Origin of the sequence: Paraburkholderia sp. BR10872, assembly GCF_040965835.1 — a bacterium.
In the GTDB taxonomy this organism is placed as follows: domain Bacteria; phylum Pseudomonadota; class Gammaproteobacteria; order Burkholderiales; family Burkholderiaceae; genus Paraburkholderia; species Paraburkholderia nodosa_A.
Genome location: NZ_JBFRCN010000035.1, coordinates 50,470 through 74,499 on the forward strand (window position 1 = coordinate 50,470; position 24,030 = coordinate 74,499).

Annotated in this window: 17 protein-coding genes and 2 pseudogenes; 5 read left to right on the top strand and 14 right to left on the bottom strand. The window is 66.6% G+C overall.

The features are described from left to right. Window positions 1–89: 89 nt before the first annotated feature. Both AB4Y43_RS25010 and AB4Y43_RS25015 read right to left on the bottom strand, forming a co-directional pair. On the bottom strand, window positions 90–4,790 hold the full coding sequence (locus AB4Y43_RS25010; protein ID WP_368610404.1) for a glutamate synthase-related protein: 4,701 nt from the start codon (window positions 4,788–4,790) through the stop codon (window positions 90–92). Window positions 4,791–5,440: 650 nt separating this feature from the next. Then, window positions 5,441–6,130, bottom strand: a pseudogene (locus AB4Y43_RS25015) (transposase); the annotation flags it as partial. Between the two features lie 189 nt (window positions 6,131–6,319). Here AB4Y43_RS25015 and AB4Y43_RS25020 point away from each other — a divergent pair. Together AB4Y43_RS25020 and AB4Y43_RS25025 are read left to right on the top strand one after the other, a co-directional pair. Beyond that, window positions 6,320–7,039, top strand: a complete 720-nt coding sequence (locus tag AB4Y43_RS25020) for an OmpW family protein (RefSeq protein ID WP_368729017.1) — start codon at window positions 6,320–6,322, stop codon at window positions 7,037–7,039. 374 nt (window positions 7,040–7,413) lie between these two features. Then, window positions 7,414–7,788 carry a YqjD family protein gene (locus AB4Y43_RS25025; protein ID WP_069268237.1) on the top strand — a complete coding sequence of 125 codons (375 nt, stop codon included), beginning with the start codon at window positions 7,414–7,416 and terminating at the stop codon, window positions 7,786–7,788. Between the two features lie 36 nt (window positions 7,789–7,824). On the opposite strand, the gene ugpQ is transcribed toward AB4Y43_RS25025, so the two are convergent. The 8 genes and pseudogenes from ugpQ to pilM form a co-directional block, all read right to left on the bottom strand. Continuing rightward, window positions 7,825–8,583 (bottom strand): glycerophosphodiester phosphodiesterase, encoded by a 759-nt coding sequence (ugpQ, locus tag AB4Y43_RS25030; RefSeq protein WP_069268236.1) that lies wholly within the window; start codon window positions 8,581–8,583, stop codon window positions 7,825–7,827. Window positions 8,584–8,632: 49 nt separating this feature from the next. Next, window positions 8,633–9,766: pseudogene (locus AB4Y43_RS25035) on the bottom strand (deoxyguanosinetriphosphate triphosphohydrolase); the annotation flags it as partial. Between the two features lie 127 nt (window positions 9,767–9,893). Further along, window positions 9,894–10,985, bottom strand: coding sequence for a 3-dehydroquinate synthase (aroB, locus tag AB4Y43_RS25040; protein ID WP_176732982.1), 1,092 nt, complete (start codon window positions 10,983–10,985; stop codon window positions 9,894–9,896). A gap of 66 nt (window positions 10,986–11,051) precedes the next feature. Further along, entirely contained in the window at window positions 11,052–11,606 is a 555-nt protein-coding gene (gene aroK / locus AB4Y43_RS25045; protein ID WP_028213320.1) for a shikimate kinase AroK, read from the bottom strand. Window positions 11,607–11,737: 131 nt separating this feature from the next. Continuing rightward, window positions 11,738–13,348 carry a type IV pilus secretin PilQ gene (pilQ, locus tag AB4Y43_RS25050; RefSeq protein WP_368729018.1) on the bottom strand — a complete coding sequence of 537 codons (1,611 nt, stop codon included), beginning with the start codon at window positions 13,346–13,348 and terminating at the stop codon, window positions 11,738–11,740. Beyond that, a complete protein-coding gene (locus tag AB4Y43_RS25055; protein WP_368729019.1) occupies window positions 13,345–14,217 on the bottom strand; it encodes a hypothetical protein in 873 nt (290 codons plus the stop codon). Before AB4Y43_RS25055 ends, pilQ begins: the two co-directional genes overlap by 4 nt. Next, window positions 14,214–14,903 carry a fimbrial assembly protein gene (locus AB4Y43_RS25060; RefSeq protein WP_342949814.1) on the bottom strand — a complete coding sequence of 230 codons (690 nt, stop codon included), beginning with the start codon at window positions 14,901–14,903 and terminating at the stop codon, window positions 14,214–14,216. Before AB4Y43_RS25060 ends, AB4Y43_RS25055 begins: the two co-directional genes overlap by 4 nt. Then, complete coding sequence (gene pilM / locus AB4Y43_RS25065; protein ID WP_069268230.1) at window positions 14,900–15,880, bottom strand: type IV pilus biogenesis protein PilM; 981 nt, start codon at window positions 15,878–15,880, stop codon at window positions 14,900–14,902. The genes AB4Y43_RS25060 and pilM overlap by 4 nt, the downstream gene beginning before the upstream one ends. A 300-nt stretch (window positions 15,881–16,180) precedes the next feature. Between pilM and AB4Y43_RS25070 the strand changes: the two genes are divergently transcribed. Beyond that, entirely contained in the window at window positions 16,181–18,622 is a 2,442-nt protein-coding gene (locus AB4Y43_RS25070) for a penicillin-binding protein 1A (protein ID WP_368729020.1), read from the top strand. Between the two features lie 121 nt (window positions 18,623–18,743). Here the strand turns inward: AB4Y43_RS25070 and cyaY are convergent, their stop codons facing one another. Further along, complete coding sequence (gene cyaY / locus AB4Y43_RS25075) at window positions 18,744–19,061, bottom strand: iron donor protein CyaY (RefSeq protein ID WP_342949811.1); 318 nt, start codon at window positions 19,059–19,061, stop codon at window positions 18,744–18,746. A 35-nt stretch (window positions 19,062–19,096) separates the two neighbouring features. Between cyaY and AB4Y43_RS25080 the strand changes: the two genes are divergently transcribed. Together AB4Y43_RS25080 and lysA are read left to right on the top strand one after the other, a co-directional pair. Further along, a complete protein-coding gene (locus AB4Y43_RS25080; RefSeq protein ID WP_069268227.1) occupies window positions 19,097–19,444 on the top strand; it encodes a lipoprotein in 348 nt (115 codons plus the stop codon). A gap of 10 nt (window positions 19,445–19,454) precedes the next feature. Further along, window positions 19,455–20,726 carry a diaminopimelate decarboxylase gene (gene lysA / locus AB4Y43_RS25085; RefSeq protein WP_368729021.1) on the top strand — a complete coding sequence of 424 codons (1,272 nt, stop codon included), beginning with the start codon at window positions 19,455–19,457 and terminating at the stop codon, window positions 20,724–20,726. Between the two features lie 76 nt (window positions 20,727–20,802). On the opposite strand, the gene msrQ is transcribed toward lysA, so the two are convergent. The 3 genes from msrQ to ccsB all read right to left on the bottom strand — a co-directional run bounded on the left by msrQ (window position 20,803) and on the right by ccsB (window position 23,993). After that, window positions 20,803–21,528 carry a protein-methionine-sulfoxide reductase heme-binding subunit MsrQ gene (gene msrQ, locus AB4Y43_RS25090; RefSeq protein ID WP_083245570.1) on the bottom strand — a complete coding sequence of 242 codons (726 nt, stop codon included), beginning with the start codon at window positions 21,526–21,528 and terminating at the stop codon, window positions 20,803–20,805. A 12-nt stretch (window positions 21,529–21,540) separates the two neighbouring features. After that, the gene (gene msrP / locus AB4Y43_RS25095) at window positions 21,541–22,542 is read right to left on the bottom strand and encodes a protein-methionine-sulfoxide reductase catalytic subunit MsrP (RefSeq protein WP_342949809.1); all 1,002 of its coding nucleotides are present in this window, start codon (window positions 22,540–22,542) and stop codon (window positions 21,541–21,543) included. A gap of 206 nt (window positions 22,543–22,748) precedes the next feature. Continuing rightward, window positions 22,749–23,993, bottom strand: a complete 1,245-nt coding sequence (ccsB, locus tag AB4Y43_RS25100; protein WP_368729022.1) for a c-type cytochrome biogenesis protein CcsB — start codon at window positions 23,991–23,993, stop codon at window positions 22,749–22,751. Between the last annotated feature and the right edge of the window lie 37 nt (window positions 23,994–24,030).

The window sequence follows — 24,030 nt, forward strand, 5'->3', positions numbered from 1 at the left end:
CTCTATCTATTCGGTGAGGGGACCGCGCCCGCCGCCGCTTCAGTGAGCGCGGCGGGCGCTTCGTCTTCGTTCAGTCGTCGTCTTGCGGATCAGGCGGCCAGTTCTTCCTGGTTCGCCTTCTTCGCGCCGAGTTCGCCCAGTGCGCGCTTGTATTCCGTCGGGAACACCTTCACGAACTGGCGGCGCGCCGCATCCCAGTTCTCGAGCAGCGCCTTGGCGCGCGTCGAGCCCGTGAACTGGAAGTGACGCTCGACGAGTCCCTTGAGCAGCGCTTCGTCGGTCTGGCCCGTGTGCCACAGTGCGCGGTCCACAGTGCGCTCCTGTTCGGCCTGCTGCAGGACCGGGTCGAGCGCGACCATCGACTTGTTGCACTTGCCGGCGAAGGTGCCGTCCGGGTCGTACACGTAGGCGATGCCGCCCGACATGCCCGCCGCGAAGTTACGGCCCGTTTCGCCGAGCACGACCACCGTGCCGCCCGTCATGTATTCACAGCCGTGGTCGCCCGTGCCCTCGACGATCGCCGTCGCGCCCGAATTACGCACCGCGAAACGCTCGCCCGCCACGCCGCGCAGGAAGGCTTCGCCTTCGAGTGCGCCGTACATCACCGTGTTGCCGCAGATGATGTTTTCTTCGGACTTGCCGCGGAAGTCGTTGGTCGGACGGATGATGATGCGGCCGCCCGAGAGGCCCTTGCCGACGTAGTCGTTGCCGTCGCCCACGAGGTCCAGCGTGATGCCGCGTGCGAGGAACGCGCCGAAGCTCTGACCCGCCGTGCCCTTCAACTGGATGTGGATCGTGTCTTCCGGCAGACCGTCGTGGCCGTACTTCTTCGCGACGACGCCCGAGAGCATCGCGCCAACCGTGCGGTTCACGTTGCGCACCGGCTGGATGAACGAGACGTGCTCGCCCGTTTCGATCGCCGCCTTCGCCTTCTCGATCAGCGTGTGATCGAGCGCGCGGTCCAGACCGTGGTCTTGCGTGTCGACGTGCTTCTTCGCGACTTCAGCGCCGACCGACGGCTGGTAGAACACGCGCGAGAAGTCGAGACCCTTCGCCTTCCAGTGCTCCACGCCACGGCGCGTGTCGAGCAGATCCGCGCGGCCGACCAGATCGTCGAACTTGCGGATACCCAGTTGCGCCATGATTTCGCGGACTTCTTCAGCGATGAAGAAGAAGAAGTTGACGACGTGCTCGGGCTGGCCCGAGAACTTGGCGCGCAGCACCGGATCTTGCGTCGCCACGCCGACCGGGCAGGTGTTCAGGTGGCACTTGCGCATCATGATGCAGCCCTGGACGACGAGCGGCGCCGTCGCAAAGCCGAATTCATCCGCGCCGAGCAGCGCGCCGATCACCACGTCGCGGCCCGTCTTCATCTGACCGTCAGCTTGCACGCGGATACGGCCGCGCAGCTGGTTCAGTACCAGCGTCTGCTGCGTTTCCGCCAGACCGAGCTCCCACGGCGTGCCGGCGTGCTTGAGCGACGAGAGCGGCGAGGCGCCCGTGCCGCCGTCGTGACCGGCGATGACGACGTGGTCGGCCTTGGCCTTCGCCACGCCGGCTGCCACCGTGCCCACGCCCACTTCCGATACCAGCTTCACCGAGATCGACGAAACCGGGTTCACGTTCTTCAGGTCGTGAATCAGCTGCGCCAGGTCTTCGATCGAGTAGATGTCGTGGTGCGGCGGCGGCGAAATGAGGCCCACGCCCGGCACCGAATAACGCAGCTTGCCGATGTACTCCGAAACCTTGTGGCCCGGCAGCTGACCGCCTTCGCCCGGCTTCGCGCCCTGCGCCATCTTGATCTGGATCTGGTCCGCCGACGACAGGTACTCCGCCGACACGCCGAAGCGGCCCGACGCCACCTGCTTGATCTTCGAACGCAGCGAGTCGCCATCCTTGAGCGGGATGTCCTTGACGACTTCCGGCCCAATGATCGACTGCATCGTGTCGCCGTTCTTGATCGGAATGCCGCGCAATTCGTTGCGGTAGCGCTTCTCGTCTTCGCCGCCTTCACCCGTGTTCGACTTGCCGCCGATGCGGTTCATCGCAACGGCCAGCGTGGCGTGCGCTTCCGTGCTGATCGAGCCGAGCGACATCGCGCCCGTGGCGAAGCGCTTGACGATTTCCTTGGCCGGCTCGACGTCGTCGATCGAGATCGCGCGCGCCGGGTCGAGGCGGAATTCGAACAGACCGCGGAACGTCATGTGGCGCCTGGTCTGATCGTTGATCAGGTGCGCGTATTCCTTGTACGTCTGGTACGAGTTGCTGCGCGCCGAGTGCTGGAGCTTGGCGATCGCGTCCGGCGTCCACATGTGGTCTTCGCCGCGCACGCGGTAGGCGTACTCGCCGCCCGCGTCGAGCATGTTGGCGAGAACCGGGTTGTCGCCGAAGGCGTCGCGGTGCAGACGGATCGCTTCTTCAGCCACTTCGAAGAGGCCGATGCCGCCCACCTTCGAGGCCGTACCCTTGAAGTACTTGGCGATCAGATCGTCAGCCAGACCGACGGCTTCGAAAATCTGCGCGCCCGTGTACGACATGTACGTGGAGATGCCCATCTTCGACATCACCTTGAGCAGGCCCTTGCCCACTGCCTTGGTGAAGTTGTAGACGGCCTTCTCGCCCGACAGGTCGCCCTTGAGGCCCTGCGCCATCTGCGCGAGCGTTTCCATCGCGAGGTACGGGTGCACGGCTTCCGCGCCGAAACCGGCGAGCAGCGCGAAGTGGTGCGTTTCACGCGCCGAACCCGTTTCCACGACGAGACCCGTGCTCGTGCGCAGGCCGTGCTGCACGAGGTGCGAGTGGATCGCCGAGGTGGCGAGCAGCGCGGGAATCGCGACGTTGTCGCGGTCCGCGCGGCGGTCCGACACGATCAGAATGTTGTAGCCCGACTTGACCGCATCGACGGCTTCCGCGCACAGCGACGCGAGACGCGCTTCGATGCCTTCCTTGCCCCAGGCCACCGGATAGCAGATGTTCAGCTCGTAGCTGCTGAACTTGCCGCCCGTGTACTGCTCGATCGCGCGGATCTTCGCGATGTCCTTGAAGTCGAGCACCGGCTGCGACACTTCGAGACGCATCGGCGGGTTGATGTTGTTGGTGTCGAGCAGGTTCGGCTTCGGGCCGATGAACGACACGAGCGACATCACCATGTTTTCACGGATCGGGTCGATCGGCGGGTTCGTGACCTGCGCGAAGAGCTGCTTGAAGTAGTTGTAGAGCGTCTTGTTCTTGTTGGACATGACCGCCAGCGGCGAGTCGTTGCCCATCGAACCGACCGCCTCTTCGCCCGACATCGCCATCGGCGCCATCAGGAACTTGAGGTCTTCCTGCGTGTAGCCGAACGCCTGCTGACGGTCGAGCAGCGCGGCGGCTTCGGCGCGCGCGGTCGCGACGTCTTCCGCCTTCGGCTCGATCTCGTCGAGCTTGATGCGCACGGCGTCGATCCAGCTCTTGTACGGCTTGGCGTTGGCGAGGTTGTCCTTGAGTTCCTTGTCGTCGATGATGCGGCCGTGTTCCATGTCGATCAGGAACATCTTGCCCGGCTGCAGACGCCACTTCTTGACGATCTTCGACTCGGGGATCGGCAGCGTGCCGGCTTCCGACGCCATGATGACCAGGTCGTCGTCCGTGACGATGTAGCGCGCCGGACGCAGACCGTTACGGTCGAGCGTCGCGCCGATCTGGCGGCCGTCGGTGAATGCGATCGCGGCGGGGCCGTCCCACGGCTCCATCATCGCAGCGTGGTATTCGTAGAACGCCTTGCGGTTCTCGTCCATCAGCGTGTGCTGTTCCCAGGCTTCCGGGATCATCATCATCATCGCGTGGACGAGCGGGTAGCCCGCCATCACCAGCAGTTCGAGACAGTTGTCGAACGATGCGGTGTCGGACTGGCCCGGATAGATCAGCGGCCAGAGCTTGGGCAGGTCGTCGCCGAGCACGTGCGAGGCGATCGCGCCGGTACGGGCGTTCAGCCAGTTCACGTTGCCCTTCACGGTGTTGATTTCACCGTTGTGGGCGATCATGCGGTACGGGTGAGCCAGTTCCCACGCCGGGAACGTGTTGGTCGAGAAGCGCTGGTGCACGAGCGCCAGTGCCGACACCACGCGCTCGTCCTGCAGGTCGCGGTAATACACGCCAACCTGGCCGGCGAGCAGCAGGCCCTTGTAGACGACCGTGCGCGCCGAGCACGACGGCACGAAGTATTCCTTGCCGTGCTTGAGCTTGAGCGCCTGGATGCGGTGGCTCGCGGTCTTGCGGATGATGTACAGCTTGCGCTCGAGCGCGTCCGTAACCATCACGTCCTTGCCGCGGCCGATGAAGATCTGGCGGATCAGCGGCTCGCTAGCCTTCACCGTGGGCGAGATCGGCATGGCGTGATCGACCGGTACGTCGCGCCAGCCCAGCACGACCTGGCCTTCTGCGCGCACCGTGCGCTCGAGTTCCTGCTCGCAGGCGAGACGCGAGGCGTGTTCCTTCGGCAGGAAGATCATGCCGACGCCGTACTCGCCGAACGGCGGCAGCGTCACGCCCTGCTTGGCCATCTCTTCGCGGTAGAACGCGTCCGGAATCTGGATCAGGATGCCCGCGCCGTCGCCCATCAGCGGATCGGCGCCCACAGCGCCCCGGTGGTCGAGGTTCTCGAGAATCTTCAGGCCTTGCTGAATGATTTCGTGGCTCTTCTTGCCCTTGATATGGGCGACGAAACCGACGCCACAGGCGTCGTGTTCGTTTTGCGGGTCATAGAGACCTTGCGCGGCGGGCACCGCGGCGCGCTGCTGGTGATCGTTCATGGGGACACCGTCAGAGTGGGGCCGTTGCCAGCCGTTGAATCCGTTTTCTTGATTTACGCCGCTTACGTGACCGCTGTACGGCGTTGCGCGGGTACTACGTGCTTCCCGCGTTATGCGCCCAGGAGAGCCGAAAGGCGAATATACGCGACGAATCAAGGGGATGCAAATAAAACGTGATGTTCGAACCCCAATTATCGAGTTGGTGCATTCGCACATTTTTTTATTGGGGTCACATTAAATTGGAGCAAAAGAAAACGGCATCCGGGGATGCCGTTTATTTCGTAAACACTTGATCCGAAAAGCAATCAGTGAGTGCCGGTGCCCGGCTTGCGCTCGTCGTGTTCCGAACTCGAACCGGAGGAGCCTCCGCTGCCGGAACCCTGCGAACCACCGGAATGGCCGCCCGCGCCACCCGGATTTCCACCCGATGTTGTAGCCGAACCACTCCCAGGGTGACCTCCTCCCTGCGTCGAGGTCGGGCCAGCCGGGTTGGCGCCGGCGTGCGAGGTAGAATGGGGGCCAGATTGTGTCGCGCCATGGCTCGCCGGCTGACCACCGGCCCCGCCCGATCCGGCCGCAGGCGTCGAAGCCGGGCTCGCGGTGGCCGCGGCGCCAACGGCGCCCGGCGTCGCCGCAGGCGTGCCTGGCGCCTCGCGCACCTTGCGCGGGCGCCCACGCGGCAGCGGCGAGACGCGCCGGTTCGCCGTGCGCGACGCCCAATCGCGGTACGTGTCGCTGCCGAGCACCCAGCCCTTGAGCGTGGCCTGCATGAGCTGTGTCGTTTCGCGTTCGTCGAGCACCTGCTCGCAGAGTTCGCGATACGCGCGCTGACGCTCGAAAGGCGTATTGCCGAGCGCCCAGTACAGCGGATGGTCGGTGATGAGGCTGTCGACGGTGAGGCCGATGTGATGCCGGTAGCTCGACCATCGATAGTCTTCGGGCGCCGTCACGAGGTGGCTGCGCACCGGTGCGAGCTCGACGACGCGGCTCGCCAGCAGGAAGAAGCGCTCGCCCTCGATGACCGTCGCGCGGTAGCGCCCCTCCCAGAGCGTGCCGCGACGCGCATAGCGCCGGTTGAAATGCGCCACGTAGCGCCGGCCGACCGCCTGCATTGCCTTGGGCAGGCTGGATTCGTCGGAAGGCGTGACGAGCAGTTGCACCGCGCCGGGCATCAAAACCCACGCATGCACCGCCAGATGATGATCGCGCGCCGCGGCCTTCAGGCAGTCGATGAACAGTTCGTAGTCCTGGTCATCGACGAACGCGGGCTGCTGATCGAGTCCGCGCAGGATCACATGCTGTGGCTGATCGGGAACATAAAGACGTGCAAGCCGTGCCATGCTCGATTTTCCTGGTTCCGTTGGTGAATACCCGCAGACCCGCCAGGCCCCACCAGCGCTAGTTCTCGCTGGCATGCGGCTTCGGCGGAAAGCTCGCGGCGCTTAGTAAAAAAGCTCTAACGGTCGCGTCTGGTTTGTTGCAAACGTTGTGTTCATAATGAGCGGGCCTTTCATGGAGGAGCAATTAATATGAAATTAAAACAGGCGCTGGCAGGGGTCGCCGCGCTCGCCAGTTTCACGGCGGCACACGCACAATCCGCAAACACGTTCTACGTCACCACCGGCTGGTTCCGCTTCATGCCGCAGGACACCAGCGATCCGCTCAAGATCGACAGTGTCGGCGGCACGCCCGTCAACATGGCCGTTCCGAACACGGGCGCCAGCGTCGGCTCGGCCGACACCGTGGGCTTCTCCCTCGGCTACTACATCACCGACCACTTCGCGACCGAAGCCGAACTCGGCATTCCGCCGAAGTTCGATATTTCCGGCGGCGGCAGCTTCAGCAGCTTCGGCAAAGTCGGCTCGGCGAAACTGTGGAGCCCCGCGCTGCTGTTCAAGTACTACTTCAACAGCCCGGAAGCCAAATTCCGTCCTTACCTCGGCGTCGGCGTGACCTACGCCTGGTTCACCGACGCGAAGATAACCAACGGCTCCTTCGAAAACGGTGTGCTTGGGGGTCCGACCAGTGTTTCGACGGATCGTTCCTGGGCCCCCGTGTTTAACCTGGGCTTCAACTACAACTTCACGAAGCACTGGTTCGCCGGTTTCTCGCTCTCGTACATTCCGATCAACGTGACGGCTACGTACAACACGACGCTGAACAACCAGTTCGGGACGCAGCGCGTTGCGGAATCGAAGATTCACCTGAACCCGCTCGTGACGTACCTGAAGGTCGGCTACAACTTCTAACGCGCTGCAGCGCCACGCAGTACCTCGCGCCGGCCCTTCGCCTCGCCCTTGCGGCGTCTGGCGGAGGGCGGCGTTTCCCGCCCGGCCGTGCCCTTCCCGTCTGCGCGTCTCCATCGATTCTCCCCGCCTTCGCATGGGCTTATCCTGATTCTATGCCTCTGCGAAAAAGCGTGCTGTCCCCGTAATCACCTGTTTTGTCACCAGAGAAGGAAGCCCCGCCTGGCGGGCGTTTGCGCCCGGCTCGCTGCGCGCGTTCAAGGCTCGGGCACTGGAATTGCGCAATACTTGCACTCCGGTCCTCGCCCTCCCGCGCCCTTTTTCGTGCGCGCCGCGGCGAGCCTTTTACCTGTGACTTTTCAACGACGGAGCCATACATGAGCGCCTTTCCGAACACGCGAGAAGCCCTCGGAGATTCCTGGACGCGCACGAGCCGACACGCGCGGCGCATTGCACGCCGCGGCCGCAGCGCCGCCGCCGATATCACCGACGAGTTGCGTGATCTGCTCGCCGAGCTGGAAAACACGCTGGGCGAAGGAACCCAGGCCGATGCAGCTGCGCTGCGCGCCGACATCCGCAAGCGTCTGGACGCCGCCCGCGAGCGGCTCGAAGTCGCGCGTGCAGCCGCGCGCGACCACACTGACGCGGCCATCGCCGGCGCCGACGACTACGTACACCGCAATCCCTGGCAGGCCGTAGCGATTGCCGGCGGCGTCGCGCTGGTACTGGGCGCGCTGCTCTCGCGCCGCTGAAGGAGGAGCCGGGCACCGGCCGCCCGGCCCGGGGCCTCAGGCGTCGAGCGCGTGCGGCCCGATCAGGTCGATACGGTCGGTGCAGACCGTATCGACGCCCCAGCTCACGAGTTGGCGAGCGCGGTCGAGTTCGTTCACCGTATAGGCGAGGATGAAAAGCCCCGCCGACTTGATGCGCTCGACGAGCGCCTCGTCCAGATGGCGATGGCTCGCATGCAGCGACACACACTCGAGCGCCGCCGTCTGCTCGCGCCAGTCGGCGGGCACCCGCTCGAATAGCAGCCCGCGCGGCAGTTCCGGCGCGCTCTCGCGCGCCGCCTCGAGCGCCGCATAAGAGAACGACGACAGCAAAGGCGGCGTGCCTGCCCGCGCTTCGCTCTCCCATAGGCGCGCCGTTTCGGCGCCGACAATGCGCCCTGTCTCCACGTCGCGACCCGCGCAGGGCTTGATCTCGACATTCGCCGCAAGCCCCAGTTCGCGACAACACGCTGCGACTTGAGCGAGCGTCGGCATTGGCTCGCCCGCAAAACGCGCGTCCCGCCAGCTGCCCGCGTCCAACGCGGCAAGTTCCGCATAGCGCATGGACGCGGCCGCGCCGTGCCCGCTCGACGTGCGATTCACCGAGTCGTCATGGAGCAGGAACGCGACGTTGTCGACGGACAGCCTGGCGTCGAACTCGACCATCTTATGGCCGAGGCTCGCGCCGGTGTGCAGACCCGCCAGGGTGTTCTCGGGCGCGAGCGTGCCGCCCCCTCGGTGCGCGGCAACGCGCGGATACGGCCAGGACTTGATCAAATCGGCTCCCGGAATCGGCAGGGGCGGTGAGAGGGGGCGAGCCGTGCCCTCAAACGTCATCGGCGACGACGAAGAGGCGGCGGTACTCCTTCAGGGCATAGCGGTCGGTCATGCCCGCGATGTAATGCGCGATCAGCCGCGGCTGCACGGCGGCGTCCTGCGTCTGGTACGGCGGCGGCAGCAGGCGCGAGTCTTCGCTGAACGCCTCGAACAGCCCCTTCACCACGCGCCGCGCTTTGTTGGCCATGCGCATCACGCGATAGTGGCGGTACAGGTTGCGGTACAGGAAGCGCTTGAGCGCCGCCGCCTGCGCGGCCACGTGCTCGCTGTGCGCGACGAGCGCAGGCGCCGCGCGCACGTCGTCGAGCGACTGCGGCGCGCACTCGGCGAGATTGCGTCGCGTCTGCCCGATCAGATCGACGATCAGCGTGTTGATGATGCGCCGCACCGTCTCGTGAATCAGCCGACGGCCCTCGATCTGCGGATATTCCGCGCGCGCGGCGTCGTAGTGCGTTTGCCAGAGCTCGACCTCGGCGAGTTGCTCGATGGTGAGCAGGCCCGAGCGCAAGCCGTCGTCGACGTCGTGGTTGTTATAGGCGATTTCGTCGGCGATGTTGGCGATCTGCGCTTCGATGGACGGTTGCCGGCCGAGCAGAAAACGCTCACCCAGATCGCCCAGATGCCTCGCATGCTCACGCGAGCAGTGCTTGAGAATGCCTTCGCGCGTCTCGAAGCACAGGTTCAGGCCGTCGAACGCGCCGTAGTGCTCTTCGAGCTCGTCCACGACCGCGAGACTCTGGAGATTGTGCTCGAAGCCACCGTGCTCGCGCATGCACTCGTTGAGCGCGTCCTGGCCCGCATGGCCGAACGGCGTATGGCCGAGGTCGTGGGCGAGCGAGATCGCTTCAACCAGATCCTCGTTCACGCGCAGGTTACGGGCGACCGAGCGGGCGATCTGCGCGACTTCCAGGCTGTGCGTGAGCCGAGTGCGAAAGAGATCGCCCTCGTGATTCACGAACACCTGGGTCTTGTACTCGAGGCGGCGAAACGCCGTCGAATGGACGATGCGGTCGCGATCGCGCTGGAACTCGCTGCGCGCGGCGGGCGGCGGCTCGGGATAGCGCCGCCCGCGCGTGCGCGAGGCGTGCGCCGCGTAAGGCGCGAGGCCCGCCTCGAATGACGCGATCAGCGCGGCGCTGGCGTCGCCGCCATGCGCGTCGCTACCTTCCTGGACACTACGGGGATCACTACGGTTGTCGCTGCGGGTGTCGCTCACCGTTCCTCCGCAAGGGGTTGTCGCCGGCGCCGCCTCAGCTCTGCGTCGCGGCGGCGAGCGTGGCCTGCACGGCTTCGTCGGGCGCGCGGCCGATGTGCGTCTCGCCGAAGCGCTTGAGCAGGATGAACTTGATCGCCCCGCCCTCGGCCTTCTTGTCGACCTGCATCAGCTCGACATAGCGGTCCGCGCCGAGCGCGGGCGCACGCACCGGCAGCTTCGCGGCCTCGACCACGCGCACGAGGCGCGTGCGCGAGGCTTCGTCCAGCATGCCCATGCGCACCGAAAGGTCCGCCGCCATCACCATGCCGCAGCCCACCGCCTCGCCGTGCAGCCACTCGCCGTAGCCGAGCCCGGCCTCGATCGCGTGGCCGAACGTATGGCCGAAGTTGAGGATGGCGCGCAGGCCGCCCTCGCGCTCGTCGGCGGCCACGACCGATGCCTTGATCTCGCACGAGCGCTTGACGGCGTGCGCGAGCGCTTCGGGCTCGCAACGGTTGAGCGATTCGACGTTGGCTTCGATCCAGTCGAAGAATTCGGCATCGGCGATTGCGCCGGTCTTGATGACCTCGGCGATGCCCGCCGCCAGCTCGCGCTCCGGCAGCGTGGCGAGCGCGCCGATGTCGGCGATCACGGCCTGCGGCTGGTAGAACGCGCCGATCATGTTCTTGCCGAGCGGATGATTGATGCCCGTCTTGCCGCCCACCGACGAATCGACCTGCGAAAGCAGCGTGGTCGGCACCTGGATGAACGGCACGCCGCGCATGTAGCAGGCGGCCGCGAAACCCGTCATGTCGCCCGTCACGCCGCCGCCAAGCGCGATGAGCGTGGTCTTGCGGTCGGCGCGCGAGGTGAGCAGCGCGTCGAAGATCTCGTTGAGCGTTTCCCAGTTCTTGTGCGCCTCGCCATCGGGCAGCACCACCGTATTGACGTCCTTGCCGAGCGGCGCGAGCGCGGTGCGCAGCGTCTCGCCGTAGAGCGGATCGACGACGGTGTTCGTCACGATCGTCACCGACTTGCCGGCGATATGAGGCGCGAAGAGCGCCGTCTGACCGATCAGGCCGGAGCCGATATGGATGGGGTAGGCGCGCTCGCCCAGTTCGACGTTGACGGTAATCATGCTCTGAATCTTTTGGGTTTCCGATGCACTGCCTGCTTCACGACTCACTGCGCGACTCACTGCGCCACCTGCGCCCTACTCGCGCGCAGTGGCCCGCGCGACGCCGGCCATGTCGAGCTGCATCAGCACCATGTTGACGAGTCCGTTGACGGAAGGCCGGCCGGTTTCGATCACGAAGTCCGCGACTTCGCGATACAGCGGGTCGCGCACTTCGTAGAGCGCTTCGAGCCGCGCCTTGGGGTCTTCGGTTTGCAGGAGCGGACGATTCTTGTCGCGCCGCGTGCGCAGCCACAGGTCGTGCGGATGCGCGCGCAGATACACGACGAAGCCGCGCGCCTTGAGCGCCGCGCGATTCTCGGGCCGCAGCACCGCGCCGCCGCCGGTCGCGAGGACGATGCCTTCACGCCCCGTGAGCTCTTCGATCATCTGGGCCTCGCGGTCGCGAAAGCCCGCTTCGCCTTCGAGTTCGAAGATCACCGGGATGCGCGCGCCCGTGCGCGCCTCGATCTCGTGATCGGAGTCGAAGAACGGACGCTCCAACCGGCGCGCGACCGCCCGGCCCACGGTCGTCTTGCCGGCGCCCATGAGCCCTACGAAAAATACATTGGCGTTTGCGTCCCGCACTTGCAGCGTTTCCTACGAAAGGTTGGTGCCGCAGCTTACTGGCAAAGCGGCGGCATTGTCGAGCCTGCGGCCTCGGTGTTCCGGCCCCGCAAGCATGCGGCTTCGCGCTTGCGGCCGGGTCGCCCGATCAATCAGGGTCAATTCGGCTCCACGACGCGCGGCGTGATGAATACCACCAGCTCGCTGCGTTGATCCCGGTGCGCGCGATGCGAAAAAAGCGCGCCCAGAACCGGTATTTTGCCCAGGAGTGGCACGCGCGTCACATCATCGCGGTCATCCGTCGCGTCGATGCCGCCAATTGAGACCGTCCCGCCGTCCTCGATTTCCACGCGCGTCTGCACGTGTTTGGTGTTAATTGCAGGCCCGGCGGCCGTTTGCTCGCCGACACTGTCCTTCGCCACATCGAGGTCGAGTATCACGCGGCCATCGGGTGTGATCTGCGGCTCGACTTCGAGTTTCAGGCTTGCGCGCCGGAACTGCACGCCCGAAACGCCCTGCCCGACCTTGGCCTGATAAGGCAGCTCGGTGCCCTGCTCGACGACGGCCTTCGTGCGGTCGGCGGTGACGACGCGCGGACTCGACACCACGCGCCCGCGCCCTTCGGCCTCGAGCGCGCTCAACTGGATGTCGAGCAGGCGCGTGGCGCGCGCGGCCAGCAGCGTGAGCCCAAGGCCTGCAGGCTCGAAGCCGGAAATCGGGCCCGCCGCGAGGTCGTACACCGTGCCGTCGGCTCGGGCGGTCAAGCCGCGGGCCGTCGAGCCGTCCACACTCACCGGCGTTACGCCAAGACGCACGCCCAGCTCGCGCGACAGCCCCTCGTCTCCTTCGACGATGCGCGCCTCGATCAGCACCTGACGAGCGGGCGCGTCGAGCCGCCACACGAGCTCGCTGATCTGGTCGAGTCGCGCCGGCAGGTCGGTGACGAAAAGGAGGTTCGTGCGCGCGTCCGCCACCGCCGTGCCGCGCTTCGAGAGTGCGCGCTGTGACCCCGTGCCTGTCAGGAAACGCCGCAATTCCTCGGCGCGCGCGTAATGCAGCTCGAACGAGCGGCTGGCGAGCGGCTCCAGCTCCGCGGCCCGGGCGTGCGCCTCGTAACGCTGCCGCTCGCGCGCCGCCAGCTCCGCGGCGGGCGCGACCCAGATCACATCGCCGATGCGCGACATCGCCAGGCCGTTCGCCTCGAGCAGCAGGTCGAACGCGGTACGCCACGGCACGCGGTCGAGGCGCAACGTCACCTGGCCGCGCGCTCGTTCGCTTGCGACGATATTGAGCTTCGTGAACTGGGCGAACGCTTGCAGAACGGCGATGATTTCAGCGCGCTGGAAGTTGAGCGTGATCGGCCGGTTTGGCGGCAAACCGTCGTTGTCTGCCGCCGCGTCGCCAAGCCGCATCGGCGCGCGCAGCGGTACGGGCGGCCCTTCGAGCGGCCCGGCTGCCGACGCGTCGCCGGGTTCGCGCGAAGGTTCGGCTGCAGGTTGGGATACGCGAGCGCCGCCGTCTGCGAGTGCCTGCGAAACGTCTTCGGGCATCGGGGCATCGCTGCCTCCTACGAACGGATTGGCGGTCCACTGTTTCGCTGCGGGCTCCGCCGCACCATCGGGCAACGGCGGCACTTCGTAGTGCGCGAGCGCCGCCGGCGAATGTGCCCACCCAGGCCGAGGCTGAGGCACCGCGGCCCATGCAGCGCCCGCGGCAACACTCACCATCAACGGGGCGAGGACGGCAACGGTCCGCTTCAGCGCGCTCATTTCACCGGCTCCGCCCAGCCGAGCGCGCGCGTCGTCCCACCCGCCGCGACGACAACCCCCGCCGGCCTGATTTCCAGCACGCGAGCGTCGCCGATCGCCTCTCCCGCCTGCGCGGTCACGACGCCATCAGGCGTTTCCACCAGCGCGACGATGCGCTGCCGATCCTGGAGGATGCCGGCAAGGCGCCACCCGTCTTCCGCCGTACCGGCCGCAGCCGCATGCGTGAAGGGATCGCGAGCCGCCGCTCCCGGAGCCACCGCCAGCGGCACGGCGGGAAGCGCATCGTACACACGCAACGTTGCCGAGACCGACAAACCGGTTCCCGTGCGCCGGACTGCAAGCCCGGATGGCACCGTGAGCGCCGGCTCGCGCGCCAACCCTTCGAGCAGTCCACGCAGTTGCGCGAAGCTGCCTTGCGCGACCAGCTTGATCGACCGGAACGCCTCGGCTTGTGCGCCGCCCGCAACGCCAGGCTCCAGCGCATGCAGCACGAGGCCCGATTGCGCGGCGAGCTGCGAGATGCGGCGAATATCGTCGGCGGAATTGCCAGCGCGCGGCGCACGCGAAGCCGTTCGCGCCGCAGCGTCGCGCAGCGCGGGCAGGCGCGCCAGGACTTGCTGGGCATCGCCGTAGCGCTTTTGAGCGGTTTGCAGCTCGGCGCGAGCTGCATTCACACCGAGTGGATCCCCGACGATGCAGGCGACGCTCGCGGCGGCGAGAGCCAGCACGGCAATCATCGACGCGACAGCCCGGCGGCGGCGCGTGCTCCACACGTGAAGCGGCGGCCATCCGCGCAATGCGCTGCCCCTGCCTGACTGCGGCGAAACAAGCCCCCGCTCCTGTCCAGCGTGCGCAGGCATCGTGCTCATGTCGCCTCCTTCGCGGCGGCGCCGCTCGACGCTCGGGACGCCTCGCGCACTCGCGGTGCGCCGCCCTGCGGCACAGTGCTCGCGCCTTGCCAGACGAGATGAGCTGCCACGCGAATCGGTTCGCCATCGGGCACACGCTCACGTGCAGCGCCAGCCGGCACGCCGCGCTTGAGTTCGCGCACGCTCAAGGCCTCGACGTCGGGCAGCGAGCGCAGGCGTCCGAGCCAGGCCGCAGCCGCCGATTCGTCCGCCGCGCTCGCCTGCAGATCGGTTTCATCGGCGGACTGCGCAAGCTGCTGCAAGCCGACGCCTGGAGCAGGCTCACTCGCCAACGCGTCCGCAAGGGCGAAAAAGCGCGCCGTCGCCTGCGCGTGCTGTCGGGCGAGTCGATCGCCGATGCGGCGCGCTTCGATCTCCCGCGTGAGGCGCTGCGCCTCGGCGAGCGGTGCGCGCCACTGCGCCAGTGGCCGCTCCAGCGCCTCGCGCCGAGCCTCGAGCGTGCTGCATTCGATGCGCTGCCAAAGCACGACACCCAGCGCACACGCGCATCCGCCAAGCGCCGCGGCGCCCCATTCGAGCAGGCGCCAGCGGAGCCTCCTGCGGATGGCGCGGCGCCGCCACGGCAGCAAGTTGAAACCGCCGACGGCCCGGCCCGGAAAGCCGCGCACAGCGCGCGCGAGCGTCATTCCGCCACCCCGCGCAGCGCGAGCCCGAAGGCCACCGCGCACGCCGGATCGTGCAACAGCGTCGCCGCGAGCGGCCACTCGACGTCGGCCAGCGGTGCGCATTCGAACGGCAGCACTGGCGCACCCAGCGCGTCGCCGATGTCGGCCATCGTGAAGTTTGCGCCGCGAAGCATGGCAAGCTCGCCCGAGACCTGCACGCAGCCGGCCTGCTCGCCGTCGACGAGGTCGTGCAGCGCCTCCACGAGATCGGCATGTTCGAGCGCGGGAAAGCGCATGTGCCGGATGACCGAGTCGTCGACGAGCAACCAGCCGTGCACGCCTTCCGGGCCGACCCAGATCGCCACCCAGGGTTCGTGCGGCGGCAACTCGTACACCGCCGCGTGCCGCATGGCGCGCAACGCGGCGTGCGCCTCGCCGTCCACGGCGCACAGCGTGATGCCCGCCATTGCCGCGCATTCGATGCGCGATTCGAGATGCTGCCGCGGCGTCGCCGCGATCGTCACCTGTGCTTCGCGGCTGCGCGGGGTGGCCGGCAGCACGCTCCAGTCGACCGCCAGCTCGCCGCGCTCCACGCCCGCCGTGCGCTCCGCCTCCGCCAGCACGAGCGGCTCCAGCGCTGCGTGAATACCCGATTCGTCCGTCGCGCCCGCCGGCGCCAGACGCGCAAGCGGCACGGTCGCGACGAGCGTCGCGCTCGTGGGCAGCGCCATGGCGCAACGCAGCGACGCCGCCGCGCTGGCGCGCGGCAACTCGCCAAACACGCAGCGAAGCGCCGCGACGATGGCCGCCCGGTCGACGATCTCCGCGCCGGCGAGCGCCTCGCGCGCGAGCGGCGCGCTCGCCAGCCATTCGAGGCGGACCGGCCCCGCCCCGACAATGCGCTGGCTCAACACCACCAGCGTGACCCCGCGCGCACTTAAATCCACACCCGCGGCAAACCGGCGAGCGCCCAACAACAGCGGATTCCCGAAACCCATCGCATCCCTCCCGTACGTCCGCGCGCCGCAAACCGTTCGCAGCGCGTCGATGGAGAAATTGTGCGAATCGCGGTGGCGCACGAATACTCGGCCGAACGGCCAACGGTCGCCGCCAGCGCTATCCACGCGCGAGGGGCGCGTCTACAGTGCGAATATCAGCAGAGGCGTCAGCAGAGGCGTCAGCAGACGCATCGACAGAAACAGCGGATCGCGTGCTCGCCCGCGCCGTCCATGTAAGCATCTCGAAAGCCAGCGGGCGAGCGGCGGCTATAATCGCGGGACTGTTTTTCTGGTGTTCGTATGCAAGATCAGCTTCCTTCGTCCGTACCGCCTTCCACGCCGCCCGAGCCGCCCCGGCGGCGCAAGCGCCCGTGGTGGGCCACGCTGCTGATCGCCTTTTTCGGCCTCATTTTCGCCGGCGTGGTGTGTGTGGCGCTCGTACTCGGCTACGCGCTCGTCGTGGCGACACCGAACCTGCCGTCGCTCGAGGCGCTCACCGACTATCGCCCGAAGGTGCCGCTGCGCATCTACACGCGCGACCATGTGCTGATCGGCGAATTCGGCGAGGAGCGGCGCGACATCGTCCATTTCAAGGACGTGCCGGACAACCTCAAGAAGGCCATTCTCGCCATCGAAGACGCGCGCTTCTACGATCACGGCGGCGTCGACCTCGCCGGCATTGCGCGCGCGGGCTTCGTCGCGCTCACCAATGGCCATGCCACCCAAGGCGCCAGCACGATCACCATGCAGGTGGCGCGCAACTTCTTCCTTTCGAGCGAAAAGACCTACACGCGCAAGATTTACGAGATGCTGCTCGCCTATAAGATCGAGTCGAAGCTCTCGAAGGATCAGATTCTCGAGGTGTACATGAATCAGATCTATCTGGGCCAGCGCGCATATGGCTTCGCGAGCGCCGCGCGCGTGTACTTCGGAAAGGATCTGAAAGATCTCACACTCGCCGAGTGCGCGATGCTGGCCGGGCTGCCCAAGGCGCCGTCGGCCTACAACCCGGTCGTCAATCCGAAGCGGGCGAAGGTGCGCCAGGAGTACATTCTCCAGCGCATGCTCGAGCTGCATTACATCACCCAGCAGCAGTACGACGAGGCCGCGGCGCAGCCGCTCGTCGTCAAGGGTGCGGGCAAGGAATTCAGCGTCCACGCCGAGTACGTCGCGGAAATGGTGCGCCAGATGATGTACGCGCAGTACCACGAGGAGGCGTACACGCGCGGACTGAACGTCGTCACCACCATCGACTCCGCCGATCAGGATGTCGCCTATCGCGCGCTGCGCAGGGGACTGATGGACTACGAGCGGCGCCACGGCTATCGCGGCCCCGAGGCGTTCATCGACCTGCCCACGGACAGCGACGAGCGAGAGCAGGCCATCGACGACGCGCTCGTCGAGCACCCCGACAACGGCGAACTCGTGGCGGCGGTCGTCACGGCGGCGAGCCCGAAGGAAGTGCGGGTCACGTTCATGGACGGCAACACCACGAGCGTCACTGGCGACGGGCTGCGCTTCGCGCAGTTCGCGCTCTCCACGCGCGCGCAGCCGTCGCAGAAGATCCGGCCGGGCGCGATCATCCGCCTCGCGCGCAACAACGCAGGCGACTGGTCGATCACGCAGCTGCCGCAAATCGAAGGCGCATTCATCTCGATCGTGCCGCAGGACGGCGCGATCCGCGCGCTCGTGGGCGGCTTCGACTTCAACAAGAACAAGTTCAACCACGTCACCCAGGCGTGGCGTCAGCCGGGTTCGAGCTTCAAGCCGTTCATCTACTCGGCGTCGCTCGACAAGGGGCTCGGGCCGGCGACGGTCATCAACGACGCGCCGCTCTTCTTCAGCGCCGCCGAAACGGGCGGCCAGCCGTGGGAGCCGAAGAACTACGGCGGCGGCTTCGACGGCCCCATGAGCATGCGTACGGCGCTCATGAAGTCGAAGAACCTCGTGTCGATCCGTATCCTCAACCACATCGGCACGAAGTACGCGCAGCAGTACATCACGCACTTCGGCTTCGACGCCGACCGGCATCCCGCCTACCTGCCGATGGCGCTCGGCGCGGGTCTCGTCACGCCCCTGCAGATGGCCGCCGGCTACTCGGCGTTCGCCAACGGCGGGTATCGCGTGAATCCGTATCTGATCGCCGAAGTCACCGACCAGCGCGGCATGGTGGTCGCCCAGGCGCAGCCGCTCGTGGCCGAGCAGAACGCGCCGCGCGCCATCGACCCGCGCAACGCGTTCATCATGAACAGCCTCTTGCAGAGCGTCGCGCAGCGCGGCACGGGCGCGAAGTCGAACGTCCTCAAGCGCACCGACCTGGGCGGCAAGACCGGCACGACCAACGACTCGCGCGACGCGTGGTTCGCGGGCTATCAGCACACGCTGGCCGCGATCGCCTGGATCGGCTACGACAACCCGCGCAGCCTCGGCGACAAGGAAACGGGCGGCGGTCTCGCGCTGCCGGTCTGGATCGACTACATGCAGAAGGCGCTAAGCGGCGTGCCCGAGTACAAGATGGCGATGCCGGACGGCATCGTCACGCTCGGCGACGAGCTCTACTACGCCGACGCCACGCCGGGCCACGGCTTCGTCTCGACAGTGGGCATCAGTCAGGCGGCGCTCGAGGCGTCGGCTGGCGGCGCATCGGGCGCCGACGATGCCGGTGCAGATCCGACGCCCGAGCACGTGAATGCGAAGGAGAAGGAGAAGGAAGACATCATGAATCTGTTCCGCGGGCACTGAGGCACTCCGCAGCAATGGCCATGAAAAAACCCCAAGGGTCGGATCTATGTCCAACTCTTGGGGTTCAGTTCACAGTCTTGCGACTCGCGCCCGTTTCTTTTATGAGCTCACGCTTGCGCGCTTATGGCTCGAACCGTACCGGCTCGCCCGCCTGCTCCGTTGCATAGGCCGTGAGCGCCGAGAAGAATTCGGTGCCCGTGCGCGTGTCGCGCCATTTGTCGTCGATGAAGCGATAGTGGAAACCGCCCGCCTTCGCCGCGATCCAGATTTCGCGCATCGGCGGCTGCAGGTTCACGATGATCTTCGTGCGATTCTCGAATTCGAGCGTCAGAACGTTGCCGCTGCGCTCGAGTTCGATGTCCGCTTCGGCCTCGTCCACGGCCCGCTCTACGGCCGCCAGCACGGCCTCCGCGCGGCTCAGGTAGTCATTGTCTGGCATGCTAAACTCCACCGGTTATTCATTCAGGGACAATTATGCGTGTCATTTCCCGGACGCGCGCAGCGGCCCCCAGCGCATGGACGCCCCGCGCGATTCTAGCGGCTTTTGCGATCGGCGCCGTCGCGCTCGCAGGCTGTGGCCAGCGCGGCGCGCTCTACATGCCCACCGTGCCGCCGCTTCCGCCCAAGCCCAATTTCGAAACCACGCAGCCGGAAACCGGCGCGACGCCCGCGAGCGCTCCCGAGTCTGCATCGGCGCCCATCGGCACGATTCCGGACACCTCCGGCACGCCGCTGTCGTTGTCCCCGGACACCGAACTCGGCACCCCACCCGCGACCACCGGCAGCCCGCAGGCGGCTTCCGACGCCACGCCAACCCAGTAAAAACGCTCGCATGACCCAGTCCGCTTTTCACCGCGATAACGGCACGCTCTTCGTAGAAGGCGTCTCGGCCGCAGATCTCGCCGCACAGTACGGCACGCCGCTCTATGTGTATTCGCGCGCGGCGCTCACCGCCGCATGGCACGCCTACGCCGACGCCTGCGCCGGCCGCCGCGCCAAGGTGCACGTCGCGGTCAAGGCGAACAGCAACCTCGCCGTGCTCAACGTGTTCGCGCGCGAAGGCGCGGGCTTCGACATCGTTTCGGCGGGCGAGCTCGCCCGCGTGCTCGCGGCAGGCGGCAAAGCGCAGGACGTGGTGTTCTCGGGCGTCGGCAAGACCGCCGGCGAAATGCGCGAGGCGCTCGAAGCGGGCGTGAAGTGCTTCAACGTCGAATCGATTCCCGAACTCGACCGCCTCAACGAGGTGGCGAGCCAGCTCGGCAAGAAGGCGCCGGTTTCGCTGCGCGTGAATCCGGACGTCGATCCGAAAACGCATCCGTACATTTCCACCGGCCTGAAGGCGAACAAGTTCGGCGTGGCATTCGAGGAAGCGCGCGCGACCTATCGCGCCGCTGCGGCCATGGCGCACCTGGACGTGGTCGGCATCGACTGCCACATCGGCTCGCAGATCACCGAAATCGCGCCGTATCTCGACGCCATCGACAAGCTGCTCGAACTCGTCGACCAGATCGAAGCCGACGGCGTGAGCATCCGCCACATCGACGTGGGCGGCGGCCTCGGCATCACCTACGACGACGAAACGCCGCCCGACATCGGCGAGTTCGTGCGCACGGTGCTCGACCGCATCGAGGCGTATGGCGCGAAAACGGGCAAGGCGCGCGAGGTGTACTTCGAGCCGGGCCGCTCGCTCGTGGGCAATGCGGGCATCCTGCTCACCACGGTCGAGTTCCTGAAGCCAGGCTCGGAGAAGAACTTCGCGATCGTCGACGCCGCGATGAACGACCTCGCCCGTCCCGCCATGTACGACGCGTATCACGCGATGGAGCCGGTCGTTGCGCGCCAGTCGGCACCGCAAACCTACGACGTGGTCGGCCCGGTGTGCGAAAGCGGCGACTGGCTGGGCCGCGCACGCTCGCTCGCGATCGAACCGGGCGACGTGCTCGCGATCCGCTCCGCGGGCGCCTACGGCTTCGTGATGAGCTCGAACTACAACACGCGTGCGCGCGCCGCCGAAGTGATGGTCGACGGCAAGCGCGTGCATCTCGCGCGCGAGCGCGAAAACGTGGCGGAGTTGTTCGCCAGTGAGCGCGTGCTGCCGGACTGAGTCTTTCGTCCGCCCGCCCGTGAAAAAAGCGACGCCTCGGCGTCGCTTTTTATTTGCCTGCCTGCGTGCTCTGCACCTACGCGGCGCCCGCATCCGGGCGCGCGGCACGCCAGCGCGCAAGCAGCCACACGGCCACGCGCCAGCCGAGCAGCGCCAGCATAATCGCGCCGTAGAGCTTGGGCAGCACGAGGTCGTGCTTGCCCGCCTTCATCCACCAGAAGTGCAGAATCGCCAGCACGCCGATCGCGTAGATGAGCCGATGCAGCGTCTGCCAGCGCCGTCCGAGCCGGCGCGCCATCGCGCGCGTGGACGTCACGGCGAGCGGAATCAGCAGCACGAACGCCGCAAAACCCACCGTGATGAACGGCCGCTTGCCCACGTCCTTGAGCATCGCGGCGACGTCGAACCACTTGTCGAACCAGATGTAGGTCGTGAAGTGCAGCGTCGCGTAGAAAAACGCGAAGAGGCCCAGCATGCGCCGAAAGCGGACCAGCGTATTCCAGCCCGTGATTCGTCGCAGCGGCGTGACCGCGAGCGTGATGCAGAGGAACACCAGCGTCCACAGGCCCGTGGAACGCGTGATGAACTCGATCGGATTCGCACCGAGCCCGTCCGTGAAGCCGAACAGCACGAGGCGCGCAAGCGGGTACAGCCCCGCGACGAACACCGCCACCTTCGCCCACGGCAGCCAGCGCGGGCCCGTCACGCTCGCCACACCCGCCTTTCGCGCAGGGCGCGCCTGGCCCGCCCCCACGCGCGCGGCGGCCTGTGGTGTCGTCGTCGATTCCATCTCTCGCTCCATCAAGCTCGTTGCTCAGAAGTTCTTGCGCAGATCCATGCCCTGATACATCGACGCGACGAGGTCGCCGTAGCCGTTGTACATGAGCGTCTTGCGCTTGGGCTGGAAGAAGCCGTCTTCGCCGATGCGCCGCTCCGTGGCCTGGCTCCAGCGCGGGTGATCGACGTTCGGGTTCACGTTCGAATAAAAGCCGTACTCGTTCGGCGCGTACTTGTTCCAGCTCGTGGGCGGCTGGTTCTCGACGAAGCGGATCTTCACCAGCGACTTCGCGCTCTTGAAGCCGTACTTCCACGGCACCATCACACGCACGGGCGCGCCGTTCTGGTTCGGCAGCACCTGGCCGTAAAGGCCGACCGTGAGCAGCGTGAGCGGATTCATCGCTTCGTCCATGCGCAGGCCTTCGGAATACGGCCAGTCGAGAATCGGCTCGGCGAGACCCGGCATTTGCGAGGGGTCGGCGAGCGTGATGAACTGCACGTAGCGCGCGTTGCCCGTGGGCTGCGCGCGGCGGATCAGTTCGGAAAGCGAAACACCGATCCACGGCACGACAATCGACCAGCCCTCCACGCAACGATGCCGGTACACGCGCTCTTCGAGCGGCGCGAGCTTGAGAATCTCGTCGATGTCATAGACCTTCGGGTTCTTCACCTCGCCCTCGACGCTCAGCTTCCACGGACGCGGCCGCAGCGTGTGCGCGTTTTGAGCCGGATCGCCCTTGTCGGTGCCGAACTCGTAGAAGTTGTTATAGGTCGTGATGTCCTTGTAGGGCGTGACCTTGTCGAGCGCGACGAACTTCGTGTTCGTCTGCGCGGCGAGCTTCTGCGCCTTCGGGTCGCCGGGGGCGTATTCCGCAAGCGCCTCTCTTGCACCGAACGGCCCCGCAATGCCGCCGAGCGCAAGCGCGCCCGCTGCCCGCAGAATGCGCCGACGCTGTTCGTACACCTTTTGCGGCGTGATTTCGCTCGCGGGGATGTCGTCACCGTTGAGCAAGATCCTGCTGCTCCGCTTGATCCACATATCGCTGCTCCTGCTTCTTGCGTGGCGTGCGCCGCCAGCACATTGATCGTATCTCGACCCGTCCTGCCGTGCTGTGCACGACGTGGATCGACGGGATGACCTCAAGCGGGCAAACGCGCAATTCGCAGAAAACTTCCCGGCGGACGAAAAAAAACCGTCGGAGCGCGAGGCATCCGACGGTTAGTTCGTCTTGCAGGCCGATTCGGTTACAGCTTGCCGTAGCTGTGCAGGCCCGAAAGGAACATGTTCACGCCGAGGAATGCGAAGGTCGTGACGAGCAGCCCGGTAAGTGCCCACCAGGCCGCCACGCCGCCTCGCAGGCCCTTCATGAGGCGCATATGCAGCCAGGCGGCGTAGTTGAGCCACACGATCAGCGCCCAGGTTTCCTTCGGGTCCCAGCTCCAGTAGCCGCCCCAGGCCTGCGCCGCCCACAGCGCGCCGAGAATGGTCGCGATGGTGAAGAACGCGAAACCCACGGCGATCGACTTGTACATGACGTCGTCGAGCACCTCGAGCGCGGGCAGACGGTCCGCCAGCACGCCGCGCTCCTTCATGATGTACGCCACGCCCACCATGGCCGAAAGCGCGAAGCTGCCGTAGCCGATGAAGTTCGCCGGCACGTGGATCTTCATCCACCAGCTCTGCAGCGCGGGCACGAGCGGCTGGATCTGCTGCGCGTCGCGCGAGATCGAGTACCACATCAGGAAGCCCACGGCCGCGCTGATCACGAGCAGCACGAACGCGCCGAGCGCGCGCGTGTTGTAGTGCCTTTCGTAATACAGATAGAAGAGCGCGGTGATGAGGCTGAACAGCACGAACACTTCGTAGAGGTCCGAGATGGGAATGTGCCCGACGTCCGCCCCGATGAGATAGGACTCGTACCAGCGCACCATCAGGCCGACGAAGCCCATGAGCACCGCCGCCCATGTGAGCTTCGAGCCGATCGAGCCGCCCGAGGGCGAGCGTGAGAGCAGGCCGATCCAGTAGAACAGCGTGGCGAGCACGAACAGCGCGCTCATCCACAGAATGGCCGACTGGCTGGAGAGGAAATACTTGAGGAAGAACGCCTGATCCGCGCGCGCGAGGTCGCCCTGGTAGATCTGGATCGCGAACAGCGCGAGCACCGCGATACCGGCCATAAGCAGCCGCGCCGGCTTCCAGCGCCAGCCCAGCACGACGAGCGCCGGCGTCGTGCCGCACAGCACCAGCTTGTCGTAGTAGTTCATGTGCGCGTGGTAGCGCGAGAGCGCGAAGCCCGCGCCCGCCACGAGCGCCAGCGCGAACAGCCAGTCCACCGCCGTCAGGCGGCGCAGGAAAGGGCGTTCGTCGAACAGGACGTCGGCGAGCGGATCGCGGGCAGTCGCGGCGCCGTGCGCCACAGCGGCATTGGCCACCTGCGCACGTTCGGCGCGGCGAGCCTTCGCGGAGGAGGAAACCTGAGACAAGTCCATGGGCTTACCGGTGTTGATCGTGAGTGGCTGCAATCAC

Coding starts and splice junctions, on each gene's coding strand:
- AB4Y43_RS25010 (WP_368610404.1), bottom strand. CDS start 4,790: ATGAACGATCACCAGCAGCGCGCCGCGGTGCCCGCCGCGCAAGGTCTC.
- AB4Y43_RS25020 (WP_368729017.1), top strand. CDS start 6,320: ATGAAATTAAAACAGGCGCTGGCAGGGGTCGCCGCGCTCGCCAGTTTC.
- AB4Y43_RS25025 (WP_069268237.1), top strand. CDS start 7,414: ATGAGCGCCTTTCCGAACACGCGAGAAGCCCTCGGAGATTCCTGGACG.
- pilQ (WP_368729018.1), bottom strand. CDS start 13,348: ATGAGCGCGCTGAAGCGGACCGTTGCCGTCCTCGCCCCGTTGATGGTG.
- AB4Y43_RS25055 (WP_368729019.1), bottom strand. CDS start 14,217: ATGAGCACGATGCCTGCGCACGCTGGACAGGAGCGGGGGCTTGTTTCG.
- AB4Y43_RS25060 (WP_342949814.1), bottom strand. CDS start 14,903: ATGACGCTCGCGCGCGCTGTGCGCGGCTTTCCGGGCCGGGCCGTCGGC.
- pilM (WP_069268230.1), bottom strand. CDS start 15,880: ATGGGTTTCGGGAATCCGCTGTTGTTGGGCGCTCGCCGGTTTGCCGCG.
- AB4Y43_RS25070 (WP_368729020.1), top strand. CDS start 16,181: ATGCAAGATCAGCTTCCTTCGTCCGTACCGCCTTCCACGCCGCCCGAG.
- cyaY (WP_342949811.1), bottom strand. CDS start 19,061: ATGCCAGACAATGACTACCTGAGCCGCGCGGAGGCCGTGCTGGCGGCC.
- AB4Y43_RS25080 (WP_069268227.1), top strand. CDS start 19,097: ATGCGTGTCATTTCCCGGACGCGCGCAGCGGCCCCCAGCGCATGGACG.
- lysA (WP_368729021.1), top strand. CDS start 19,455: ATGACCCAGTCCGCTTTTCACCGCGATAACGGCACGCTCTTCGTAGAA.
- msrQ (WP_083245570.1), bottom strand. CDS start 21,528: ATGGAGCGAGAGATGGAATCGACGACGACACCACAGGCCGCCGCGCGC.
- msrP (WP_342949809.1), bottom strand. CDS start 22,542: ATGTGGATCAAGCGGAGCAGCAGGATCTTGCTCAACGGTGACGACATC.
- ccsB (WP_368729022.1), bottom strand. CDS start 23,993: ATGGACTTGTCTCAGGTTTCCTCCTCCGCGAAGGCTCGCCGCGCCGAA.